Origin of the sequence: Paenibacillus larvae subsp. larvae (assembly GCF_002003265.1) — a bacterium.
Lineage (GTDB): Bacteria > Bacillota > Bacilli > Paenibacillales > NBRC-103111 > Paenibacillus_H > Paenibacillus_H larvae.
Genome location: NZ_CP019687.1, coordinates 3,095,921 through 3,108,063 on the forward strand (window position 1 = coordinate 3,095,921; position 12,143 = coordinate 3,108,063).

Consider the following 12,143-nt stretch of genomic DNA (forward strand, 5'->3'; position numbering starts at 1 on the left):
CACTTGGAAAAATTGTTGCTGTTGTTATCTCTCTAGCTATCTTTTCTTTGATGACGAACCCATTTTTATATTTTCAATGGATTATACTTTCAAATATTTGCGGACTGAGAGGGTGCTTCCCCATATCCCAATTACGATTCCGATGGCAAGAAGAATGCCGACAAGAATATAGCTCACTTCAGGTATTGTCAACAGATTAATCATGACAAGCCCCAAATCTTCCCTGGTTGATATTACGATCTCGTAATACCCATACAATAGTACTCCTATTGGGATAAGAGAACCGATAAGTCCCAGAAGTGCTCCTTCAACGAAAAATGGCCAACGGATAAATTGATTGGTAGCCCCAACCAGTTTCATGATTGAGATTTCCCTGCGACGGTTAAGAATAGTTAACTTGATCGTATTGGAAATCAGGAATATAGATGTAATTGACAATAAAATTACAAATACAAGTCCAACATTACGAACAATACTGGTAATCTGGAACAATTTCTCAATAGAACCCTTGCCGTATTCCACCTTCTCAATAGGTTTCGGATTGGCGGTTCCGTTAAGATCTTCAATCTTCTTCGCTACCGTTTCAAGCCCTTGCAGGCTTGGCTGCTTCAGTTCCACAATAAACGAATCATTCAGAGGATTTTCATCCCCCTCCAGGCCGTCAAGCAGTCCTGCACTTTCCCCGAACTTCTCACGCATATACTTGATGCCTTCTTCCTTGGTGATGAAAGTGACCTGCTTTACTTCGGGCATTGCCTTTATTTTGTCCGAATAAGCGGTATCCTGGTCTCTGGCAACGCTAGTATCCATATAAACCTTAATTTCTGCCTTGTTATCGACATTTTTGGTTATATGATTCACATTCAGTGTTAGCAGCAGAAACATTCCCAGAATAAACAATGAGATACAAATGGAACTGATAGAGGCGAAGGTCATCCAGCCGTTACGGATTACACTTTTGAGCCCTTCTCTAAGATGTCTTGCCATCGTTCTAGTCTTCATAGCCATATTCCCCCCGCAACTCGTCACGGGCAATAACCCCGTCTTCGATTGCGACTACTCGCTTGCGCATCGTGTTGACGATTTCTCTGTTGTGCGTGGCCATTACAATGGTCGTGCCCCGGAAATTAATTTCCTCAAGAAGCTTCATAATTCCCCAAGAAGTATCAGGGTCGAGGTTTCCTGTCGGTTCATCGGCAATAATAACGGCCGGATTATTGACTATTGCCCGGGCAATAGCGACCCGCTGCTGCTCCCCTCCTGACAGCTGGGAAGGCAGTGAATCCCCCTTGTCCTTCAGTTTGACTAACCCCAGTACTTCCATGGTTCTCTTCTTAATTAACCTCTTGGGAGCTTCAATAACTTCCATTGCAAATGCGACATTTTCAAACACAGTTAATTGAGGCAAAAGTCGAAAATCCTGAAAGATTACTCCTATATTTCGACGTACATATGGGATTTTCCTTTGTTTTAGCTTCTCAATATTAAAACCATTTACAAAAATATGTCCTTTAGTAGGACGTTCTTCTCTATATATCAACTTCATAAAAGTGGATTTCCCCGCACCGGACGGCCCCACCAAATAGACAAACTCATTTTGGTCTACCTTGATGCTAATGTCTTTCAGGGCATGAGTACCATTGGGATACGTCTTCCATACATCCTGCATTTCGATCAAATTCAATCACATCCCGTTCATTCTGATAGCTTCTAGTATTCGACAAAACTACTAACTCTCACTAGAAAAGCTAGTAAATTCAACACCTTTTCCCATTATATCATCTTTTTCTTACTTTTCAGACGAAATATTTATAGTAATAATTGGTCATGGTCAAGGATACACTTTTTAGTACAGGCACGCAACTTTTGAGCTATAAAAAATAGCTATCAGAATTAATTTCATCATACAACTGGTGAGCGCTTAATAAAGAAGATATAGATAAATACGGTCCAGATTTAACTATATCTTGTACCCGTTCGGATGAAAATCTAAGTTATGAAATTGATTCATCAACCTATTAAAAAGAATCATCTTTTTATTTGAACGGGTGTACTTTTGCATGCTTTCATTTTTGAAAAAAAGGAGTTTTTGGCCTTGAAGATCTGCTGCAAACCTGTCCTTATAGTGGCGGTTTCCGTCTTAACTGCTGCTGCTATTTTGATCGGACTGCTTCTTCTGTGGGGACTTAAGCCCTCAGTCCCTCATGGCCTAATCGTCTCCGGCATGAAAGTGGGCGGAATGTCTGTTTCTGCCTTTGCACAAAAGTGGGACGGACAGCTGCAAATTCTGCAAAACCAAACCATTTCCCTGCAATCAGCACGTCCTGATGTCCATTCAGCCGAACTCACTCTCAACAAACTAGGCCTCACCATTGACGATACCTCTGTTAAAACCATGATTGCACAACTATCTCAAGAATCTATTTTTCAAAGAACAAAAGCTAAACTCCATTACCGTTATGCCGATCTTCCTGTATACATTTCTCTAAAGAAAGAAACAATGGAACAATCGGTTCGAATTGTCTAGAAATCATTATACGATTCCCAGCCTGTTTCTGCTAAAAGATTGGTCACACCTGACGATCTGATCCGATATGAAGAAGGAAAATCTGTTCCCCGAATCCAAATGGATATCCTCTATGAAGAAATACGTAATCAGTTACCTGCTTTAGGAGGCTTATCCGCAGAGCAGAAACCGATTCACATCCGGCTTCCTGTTTACGATAAACAGCCGGAAACTACCATAGCCACCCTGAAAAATCAAGGGATTGAGCGCAAGATTATGGAATACAGCACTACGTTCAATGATCAGGCTGAAGGACGGCTGCATAATGTCCGTTCCACGGCTTCTGTCCTGAATGAGCAGCTTCTAAAACCCGGAGAAGTATTCGATTATGCAAAAATGATTGAACTGGCCGAAAAACAATACGGATTTAAAGAAGCCCCAGTTATTGTAAACGGAAAACTTGTTCCAGGGGTTGGCGGAGGGATCTGCCAGGTATCGACTACCTTGTACAATGCCATTTTGCGGACCGGATTGGAAGTGGTTGAGCGTCGCAACCACTCTCTTCCTATCAGCTATGCCCCATTGGGGCAGGATGCCACTTTCTCGTCCGGCCATATCAATTTTAAATTCCGAAACAATACGGGATCCCATCTGCTCATTATCACTCAAACCAGTACGAACGGCCTTACAGTCAAACTATTTGGAAAGATACCACCCAATATTTCCTATGACATTATCTCCAAAACGGTGGAAACTCTGCCTCCAACAATCAAATATGTGCATAATCCTGCTCTCAAAGACGGGCAGCAGAAAACAATCCAATCCGGCAGGCCGGGTTACATTGTAGAGACCTACCGGTATAAAAAACAGGACGGGAAAGTGATAGCGACTGAAAAAATATCCCGGGATCGGTACAGTCCCCAGCCTACAATCATTTCATCGAATCAGGAAAAAAAGCCGTCCGGATCTTCCGACGAAAGTTCTCCTGAAAGGCCTTTTGTAGAAGACGGCATTAAAGGTCCCGTGTATCCGGATAATTGAAAAATGTACAACAGAAAAAAGGCCGTACTTTTTCGCCATTTCCGCGTAAAATCGTGCCTTTTTCAGATGGGCGTTCAATCAGAACCATACCGCTGATTGAACGTCCCTTATCGAATAAAGTTCGACGGACTTTTTGTTTTTTCGGGGGGATCCCAAAAAATAATTACAAAAAAGTTACACCTGCCGATGCTGTTCCACCCAATTCCGGGTCTCCACAAGTTTCTTTTCCGCTCTCGAAATGGCATTCATCACCTGAACTTGGGCAGTTCCCCCATATACGTCACGGGCGTTTACTACTTGTTCCGGCTGAAGGATTGTATAGATGCTTTCATCAAACCACTCGGAAAATTGCTTAAATTCGTTCAGTTCGAGATCAAGCAAATACTTGCCGTTTTGAATACAATAAAGTACGGTCCGCCCAATAATTTCGTGTGCCTGACGGAAAGGGACACCTTTTCCCACTAAATAATCAGCTATATCGGTAGCATTGGAGAAGTCCTGTTCCACCGCCTGCCTCATCCGCTTCTCATTGACTATCATTGTAGCTACCATCGGTGCAAACAACTTCAAAGCGCCTTCCAGCGTGCGAACAGTATCAAACATGCCTTCCTTGTCTTCCTGCATATCTTTATTGTAAGCAAGGGGCAGTGCTTTGAGCACAGTCAGCAATGAAATCAGATGGCCGTATACCCGGCCTGTCTTCCCCCTGACCAGTTCCGCCACATCCGGATTTTTCTTCTGGGGCATGATGGAACTGCCGGTACAGAATGCATCGTCCAGTTCGATAAAGCGGAATTCCGTGCTTGACCATAAGACAAGCTCCTCACAAAAACGTGACAGATGTGTCATAATGAGCGAGGCACCTGCCAGGAATTCCACAATAAAATCCCGGTCACTAACAGCATCCAGACTGTTTTCATATACACCGTCAAAACCCAGCAGTTCAGCAACTTCATGACGGTTGATCGGAAACGTAGTCCCGGCAAGCGCCCCGGTTCCAAGAGGAAGAAGGTTGATGCGTTTAAAACTGTCGGTCAGACGCTCAATATCCCGCTGGAACATGGATACATACGCCATAAGATGATGGGCGAACAGGATGGGCTGGGCACGCTGAAGATGTGTATATCCGGGTAATATTGTATCCGAATACTCTTTTGCCTTACGGATAAGGGAGTCCTGCAGATGTTCAAGCAATCCCACAATCTCCACAACCCTCTTCCGCAAGTACAGGTGCATATCGGTAGCTACCTGATCATTGCGGCTCCTTCCCGTATGCAGCTTTCCTCCGACAGGGCCCACAATCTCGATAAGTTCTTTTTCAATATTCATATGAATGTCTTCATCACTGACCGAGTAAACCAGGCTGCCTTCCCTGATTTTGCCCAGCACCTTATTCAGCCCTTCTTTGATCACTTTCACATCCTCTTGCGGCAAAATCCCGCAATTTCCCAGCATGGTAACATGGGCCAGGCTGCCCTGAATGTCTTCCTCCGCCAATTCCTGATCGAAGCCGATGGAAGCCGTATATTCTTCCACAAGCTGGTTGGTTTGTTTGGTAAAACGTCCTCCCCATAGTTTGGACATAGGTCTCACTCCATTTCTATAAGCCAAGAACTCTTCCCTAATACTTAAAGAGAACCCGCAGGTTACCACCCCCCCGGGTTCTAAAACGGACTAACCCTTCACTTCGGCCTCGGCCGGCTGTTTGGCTTTATTCACTTTGGCATACACTTGCGTAGGAAGTCCGTACAACCGGATAAACCCGATTGCGGACTGATGTTCAAATTTATCATCCGCATTATATGTGGCCAACTCCAGATCATACAAGGAATGCTCGGACTTGCGCCCGACTACGACGGCCTGGCCTTTAAACAGCTTCACTCTAACTACACCGGATACCGTTTTTTGGGTTTCATCGATAAAGGCCATTACCGCATCCCGGATCGGAGAGAACCAGAGTCCTTCATAAATCAGGTTCGCCAGTTTATGCTCCAGAACCGGCTTGAAATGGGCTACTTCACGGGGCAGCGTCAGATGCTCCAGTTCCCTGTGGGCGTTCATGATCACAACCGCAGCCGGTGTCTCATACACTTCCCTTGATTTAATACCCACCAGACGATTCTCAACATGGTCAATTCGTCCAATGCCGTGTTTTCCTGCAAGGCCGTTCAATTCCAAAATCAGTTCGTACAAAGGCTTGTGTATCCCGTTCAGGGCTATGGGTACCCCTTGCTCGAATGTAAGTTCTATTTCTTCCGGGATATCCGGTGTATCAAGAATATTGGAGGTGAGATCATAGGCACCTTCAGGAGGTTCTGCCCACGGGTCTTCCAGGACCCCGCATTCGCAGGCTCTTCCCCATAGATTTTGATCGATACTATAGGGGTTATCCAGATTGATGGGAATCGGAATGCTGTTTTTCTTGGCATATTCGATCTCCTCATCCCTGGACCAGCCCCATTCCCGGACAGGAGCCACCACTTTCAATACGGGATTCAAAGCGGCAATGGACACTTCAAAACGCACCTGATCATTGCCTTTTCCCGTACAACCATGAGCTATCGCCGTTGCTCCCGTCTTTTCCGCCATTTCCACCAGAACCCGGGAAATAAGAGGCCGGGATAATGCCGAAACAAGCGGATATTTATTTTCGTACATGGCATTCGCTTTGATCACAGGGAGCACAAACTCATCAGCAAAACGCTCTTTGGCATCTACTACATAGGATTCAACAGCTCCTACCTGCAGGGCTTTGGCCTTAACGAAATCCAGATCTTTACCTTCCCCCACATCAATAGCTACAGCCACAACATCGTAGCCATAATTATCCTGAAGCCATTTAATGGCCACGGATGTATCCAATCCCCCGGAATAAGCGAGAATAATCTTTTCTTTTGCCATTTTGTTTCTCTCCCTACCTTATTAATTATCCCATTAACGCCAGCATGACGGCCTTTTGCGCATGCAGGCGTTTTTCCGCCTGGTCAAACACGATGGAATGTTTGCCGTCAATTATTTCCGCACTTACTTCTTCTCCACGGTGGGCCGGTAAACAGTGCATGAATAAATAATCCGGCTTAGCGAACTGAACAAGCTCCTCATTTACCTGATAATTCACAAAAGCCCGTTCTCTGGCTGCCTGCTCCTCTTCAAATCCCATGCTCGCCCATACATCGGTATATACAATGTCTGCTTCGGCAATGGCCTCTTTCGGTTCCTGTGTGATCAGAATACTACCGCCGGTTTGTGAAGCTACTTCTTTGGCCGTCTGGATAACCTGTTTATCCGGCATATAGCCCTCCGGAGAAGCTACGGCCGCCTGCATGCTGAATTTGGCCGCTCCGATAAGAAGAGAATGTACCATATTGTTTCCATCCCCAATATAAGCAATTTTCAGGCCGGCCAATTTTCCTTTATGTTCCAGTACCGTCATATAATCCGTCAAAGCCTGGCAAGGATGGGAGGAGTCCGTTAATCCGTTGATTACAGGAATTGTCGCACCGCGGGCCAGATCAATCACCTTCGAATGTTCGAAGGTACGGATCATAATGCCGTCTATATAGCGGGATAATGTTTGGGCGGTATCATGGATAGTTTCTCCGCGCCCGAGCTGAATGTCATTTTTACTTAAAAAAAGCGCCTGGCCCCCAAGCTGAAACATGCCTACTTCAAACGAGACGCGAGTCCGGGTGGAGGATTTCTCAAAAATCATGCCGAGGGATTTTCCAAGCAATTTTTGATGGGGAATCCCGGATTTTTGTTTTTGCTTTAAATCTTTGGCGAGGTGCAAGAGATAGTGCAGTTCTTCCGGAGAGTAATCACTCAGGCTGAGAAAATCCCTGCCTTTAAGCTGTACGGCAGGTTCATTTGAAGTTATCAGTGTCATACTCATCCACCCTTTCTTTTATACCAATCCGCTGTGTACTGCGGCTTTCTCTTGTATGGCTTTGCAGATAATGGAAAGAGCCTGTATAACATCCTCTTCCGGAATATTCAGACTGGGGACCAGCCTGATAACATTAGGGCCTGCGGAAACAACCAGCACACCTTGCTCATGAATGTTTTGTAAAATATCCGCAACAGGCTCCGCACATTCTATGCCGATCAAAAGACCTTTCCCGCGGATGTCCTTAATAAAAGGAAGACAGCCTAATTCCTCATTCAGCTTCTCCAATATAGCGCCGCCGAGCTGTGCCGCCCGTTCAGGAAGTTTCTCTTTTTCGAGAACATCCACCGTAGCGGCCCCTGCAGCCATTGCAATGGGGGTTCCTCCAAAAGTCGAGCCGTGACTGCCCGCCGTGAAGCCCTCGGCTAATTTTTCCTTACCCAGCATAGCGCCAATGGGGAAACCGGAGCCAAGACCTTTGGCCAGTGTGATGATATCGGGCTTAATCCCGTAATGCTGGAATGCGAACCAGGAACCCGTCCGTCCCATACCGGTCTGAATTTCATCTACAATCAGAAGCAAGTCCCGTTCCTTACATAGCCCGGCAAGCTCCCGGACAAATGAAGCTTCTGCAGGAAGCATGCCCCCCTCTCCCTGAACCATCTCCAGCATAACGGCACAGGTCTGATTTCCGATCAGAGAACGGACAGAGTCCATATCGTTATAATCCGCATAAACAAAACCGGGAGGAAGCGGATCGAACCCCATCTGAACCTTCTCTTGTCCTGTTGCTGTCAGGGTTATCATCGTCCGCCCGTGAAAGGATTGCTTGAAGGTTATGATCTCATAGCGATCCGTTCCTTTGACAACCCGTGAATAACGGCGGGCAAGTTTGATAGCCGCTTCATTGGCCTCTGCCCCCGTGGAACAAAAAAAGACACGGTCCAATCCGCTGATACTGCAGAGTTTATCTGCCAGTCTTTCCTGTCCCGGGATATGAAACAGGTTGCTGACATGCCAAAGTTCATCCAGTTGATGTTCGAGCTGTTCCTTTACCCGTTCCGGAGCATGCCCCAGATTGGTCACGGCGAGTCCGCACATGAAGTCCACATATTCCTTTCCCTGATCATCCCATACCCTGCTACCTTTTCCCTTTACCAAGGTTATCGGAAATCTTGCATAGGTAGGGAACAGGGCATCTGCTGTTTCTTTAACCATAAGCCCAACCCCTTCTCCCATTTGTATATAAAACTGTACAACGGTCAGCCGTTTTACCCTTTTACGATACGGGTTCCAACTTCTTCTCCGTTAAGCGCCCGGGTTAACAATCCCGGTTCGGACCCTTGAATAATGACGACTTCCCGTACTTCCCCCTGAATGCACTCTACAGCAGCTTTTACTTTTGGAATCATTCCTCCGTAAATTTCCCCGCTGCCTATCATTTCAACGATTTCCGTAACCGTAACTGAAGGAAGAATAGCGGGGCGGCCCTGGACGGTTGTTTTTATCCCCGGTACATCAGTCACCACAATCAGGCACCCGGCACCCGTCTGGGATACAACCGCACCTGCTGCCGTATCGGTATTAATGTTGTAGCGCTGTCCGGTTTGGGGATGAGTACCTATCGGCGCCAATACTGGAATATAGCCAAGGCCGATCAGACCGGTGATCAATTCCCGGTTTACCCGGGTAACCCGACCGACCAAACCAACCTGCTCATGATTGTCGACCGGTTCCGCCTCCAGCAGGAATCCGTCCGTACCGGATAAGCCTACGGCTTTCGCCCCGTTTCTTTGCAGGCTTCGGACGATCTGTTTATTCATCTGTCCGGCTAATACCATCTCCACAACATCAAGCACTTCCTCGGTTGTTTTCCGGAACCCTTCCACAAACTCGGTTGCAATCGCAAGCCGATCCAAGGTTTCGGATATGGCAGGGCCACCGCCATGAACAATCACGGGAGTGTGTCCATGTTGCTGCAGCTCCCGAAGCTCCGCATAAAAGCTGCCTGATAGAGACGCCAGTGTACTGCCTCCGCATTTGATCACAAAGCTCCCCGTTTCCATCTTCTTTCCCTCTCCCCCTTTCACAATTGATCTTCTATCATTTGATGAACTGTATATTCAAGTCCGATATGACGCATTAATCCGTACATAATCATAAGTTAAATCACAGCCCCAGGCGGTTGCCGATCCTGCACCCTGGTGCAAATCGATGTAAATCGCCACTTCTTCTCCCTTCAAGTATAGAGTGGCTTTCTCTTCATCCACTTCAACAGGAGCCGACTTTATTAGTACCGGGATCTCCCCGATATGGATATCCACAAAATCGGCAGCTACCGGTTCACCGGAGCGCCCCACCGCCGCTATAATGCGCCCCCAGTTGGCATCAGCCCCGTAGCAGGCCGTCTTTACAAGACTGGAACCCACCACCGTTTTGGCTATGATGCCCGCTGAACGGTTGCTTAAAGCTCCCCGTACATTCACCCCGATCAGCTTGGCAGCTCCTTCCCCGTCCCGGGCAATCGCTTTGGCCAAATATTGGGCCACATAACAGAATGCTTCAGCAAACACAGACCAGTCACTATGTCCCGGATGCAGAGGGTCATGACCCGCCAATCCGCTTGCCAGTACGACGACCATATCGTTCGTACTGGTATCCCCATCCACCGTGATCATATTGAAGGTGGAATCGGTAGTTTGCCCCAGCAGCGATTGAAGCTGCCCTGAGCCGATACGGGCGTCGGTGGTGATAAATCCGAGCATAGTCGCCATGTTCGGATGGATCATCCCGGAGCCCTTAGCTGTCCCGGCGATATGTACAGTCTTGCCGGCAATCTCCAGGCGGACGCAGACGGACTTCTGTACCAGATCCGTCGTCAGGATGGCCTGGCTGAAGTCGCAGCCGTCCGCCGACAACTGCCGCGGCATTCGGGCTATGCCGCCGCGCACCTTCTCCATCGGCAGAAGCTCGCCGATGATGCCCGTACTCGCGACGCCGACGAGCGCCGCGGGCACTCCAAGCGCTTCCGCCATAGCGGAGCGCATCTCATACGCATCGGCCAGTCCCTGACGGCCGATGCAGGCATTGGCATTGCCGCTGTTCACCAGCAACGCCTGAAGCTTGCCGCCGGACGCGAGGCTGTCCCGCGTCACGTGCAGAGGTGCCGCTTGGAAAGCGTTCTGCGTGTATACCGCAGCCGCTGCGGCCGGCACCTCACAGACGATCGCGCCGAGATCGGGTCGGCCGGCCTGTTTGAGCCCGCAGTGCAAACCTGCGGCAGTAAAACCCTTCGGGGTGGTTATCGTCCCCCCGGCAACTTCTGTAAAGCCAGCTTGTTTCGTCTGCATCTGTTCCCCTCACTGTCCTTGCTTTTCTCTATATTTAGTGGCCTGTTTTTCTTTATTGTCCTTTACGTGCCCTTTACGGATATATAGGCGCAAACAACAGTCCGGTTGTTTCGTCCCATCCCATGGATACGTTCAGATTCTGGATGGCCTGGCCGGCTGCTCCTTTCACCACGTTATCAATCACGGAAATAATCGTAACTCTCCCCGTCCGCCGATCTACCGAGAATCCAATGTCACAATAATTGGAACCCGATACTTCTTTCGTGGCGGGCCATTTCCCCTGCGGCCGGATCCGTATAAACGGCCGCCCTTCATAATAAGACTGATACAAGTCAATAAAATCCTGATCGCTCTTATCCCCGAGAAGTGTACCGTACATAGTTGCCATAATTCCCCGCGTCATAGGCACCAGATGAGTAGTAAAGGTGACGGTGACTCCCTGCCCCAACACCCGGGAAAGTGTCTGTTCAATCTCCGGAATGTGCTGATGGCGGTTTACTTTGTAGGCTGAGAAATTTTCATTGGCTTCCGCATAATGCACCTGGAGGCCGAGCCCTCTTCCTGCTCCGGATATTTCGGTTTTGGCATCTATAATCAGGGAAGACGGCTCAATCCATCCCTCTTGAACCGCCGGAACCAGTCCCAATGCGGCGGCAGTCGGATAACAACCGGGATTCGAGATAAAGGATGCCCCTTTCACCTCTTCACCAAATACTTCCGTCAGTCCGTATACCGTCCGGCTTAAATAATCGGCGGGAGCAGGTTCCTTGTTATACCATTCTCTATAAAGTTCCTGAGTAATAAGCCTGAAATCCCCGGATAAGTCAATCACTCTCATGCCGGCATCTACAAAGGAAGGCACCAGCTTAGCACTAACCCCTGAAGGGGTTGCCAAAAATACAACATCCGCTTTACTTGCAAGAAGGGGGACATCCACCTCATCCAATACCCTGTTAAGAACATTGGTTAAATGAGGAAATCCCTCGGTTAATAATTGACCGCTGCTGGAGAAGGAAACGACGGATGTAATTTCCACCAGCGGGTGCGCTTGCAGCAGACGTATTAATTCAACTCCTCCATATCCTGTCGATCCCACAATTGCCGCTTTTACTTTTTCCCTGCTCCAAACAGTCACCGGCACTTCCCTCCCAACCATCCATAAGAAATTATGTATTATTATACATATAAAGGTAATAAAAATTCAATCTATTTTATAAAGATCTGCATAAAAATCAAAAAAAGGCCCTTAACCGATTTGGTTAAGGACCTTATTAAACAATGGCCAATAAATCAATTTCAAAACTGGATTTCCATCAGGACGCAGTACAAAATATTGATAAATCCGGACCGACTTGATGAA

At 47.5% G+C, this 12,143-nt stretch carries 11 protein-coding genes; 2 read left to right on the forward strand and 9 right to left on the reverse strand.

The features are described 5' to 3' along the window. Positions 1-81 precede the first annotated feature (81 nt). Entirely contained in the window at positions 82-1,002 is a 921-nt protein-coding gene (gene ftsX, locus BXP28_RS16090) for a permease-like cell division protein FtsX (protein WP_036655756.1), read from the reverse strand. Next, positions 992-1,678, reverse strand: a complete 687-nt coding sequence (gene ftsE / locus BXP28_RS16095) for a cell division ATP-binding protein FtsE (RefSeq protein WP_036655753.1) — start codon at positions 1,676-1,678, stop codon at positions 992-994. Before ftsE ends, ftsX begins: the two co-directional genes overlap by 11 nt. 417 nt (positions 1,679-2,095) lie before the next feature. On the opposite strand from ftsE, the gene BXP28_RS16100 reads away from it, so the two are divergent. Beyond that, complete coding sequence (locus BXP28_RS16100; protein ID WP_144029608.1) at positions 2,096-2,527, forward strand: hypothetical protein; 432 nt, start codon at positions 2,096-2,098, stop codon at positions 2,525-2,527. A gap of 39 nt (positions 2,528-2,566) precedes the next feature. After that, on the forward strand, positions 2,567-3,547 hold the full coding sequence (locus BXP28_RS16105) for a VanW family protein (RefSeq protein WP_023483142.1): 981 nt from the start codon (positions 2,567-2,569) through the stop codon (positions 3,545-3,547). Between the two features lie 174 nt (positions 3,548-3,721). Here BXP28_RS16105 and argH read toward each other — a convergent pair whose 3' ends face one another. The 7 genes from argH to argC all read right to left on the reverse strand — a co-directional run bounded on the left by argH (position 3,722) and on the right by argC (position 11,918). Further along, complete coding sequence (gene argH, locus BXP28_RS16110) at positions 3,722-5,131, reverse strand: argininosuccinate lyase (RefSeq protein WP_036655751.1); 1,410 nt, start codon at positions 5,129-5,131, stop codon at positions 3,722-3,724. Positions 5,132-5,221: 90 nt separating this feature from the next. Further along, positions 5,222-6,448, reverse strand: a complete 1,227-nt coding sequence (locus tag BXP28_RS16115) for an argininosuccinate synthase (protein ID WP_023483144.1) — start codon at positions 6,446-6,448, stop codon at positions 5,222-5,224. A 25-nt stretch (positions 6,449-6,473) separates the two neighbouring features. Further along, positions 6,474-7,433: an ornithine carbamoyltransferase gene (gene argF, locus BXP28_RS16120; RefSeq protein WP_023483145.1), complete on the reverse strand. Its 960-nt coding sequence runs from the start codon at positions 7,431-7,433 to the stop codon at positions 6,474-6,476. Between the two features lie 18 nt (positions 7,434-7,451). Then, positions 7,452-8,651 carry an acetylornithine transaminase gene (gene argD, locus BXP28_RS16125; RefSeq protein WP_036655748.1) on the reverse strand — a complete coding sequence of 400 codons (1,200 nt, stop codon included), beginning with the start codon at positions 8,649-8,651 and terminating at the stop codon, positions 7,452-7,454. A gap of 53 nt (positions 8,652-8,704) precedes the next feature. Continuing rightward, positions 8,705-9,499 carry an acetylglutamate kinase gene (gene argB, locus BXP28_RS16130; RefSeq protein WP_036657325.1) on the reverse strand — a complete coding sequence of 265 codons (795 nt, stop codon included), beginning with the start codon at positions 9,497-9,499 and terminating at the stop codon, positions 8,705-8,707. 57 nt (positions 9,500-9,556) lie between these two features. Beyond that, on the reverse strand, positions 9,557-10,783 hold the full coding sequence (gene argJ, locus BXP28_RS16135; protein WP_036655745.1) for a bifunctional glutamate N-acetyltransferase/amino-acid acetyltransferase ArgJ: 1,227 nt from the start codon (positions 10,781-10,783) through the stop codon (positions 9,557-9,559). Between the two features lie 73 nt (positions 10,784-10,856). Beyond that, positions 10,857-11,918: an N-acetyl-gamma-glutamyl-phosphate reductase gene (gene argC / locus BXP28_RS16140; protein WP_257125646.1), complete on the reverse strand. Its 1,062-nt coding sequence runs from the start codon at positions 11,916-11,918 to the stop codon at positions 10,857-10,859. Positions 11,919-12,143: the final 225 nt, after the last annotated feature.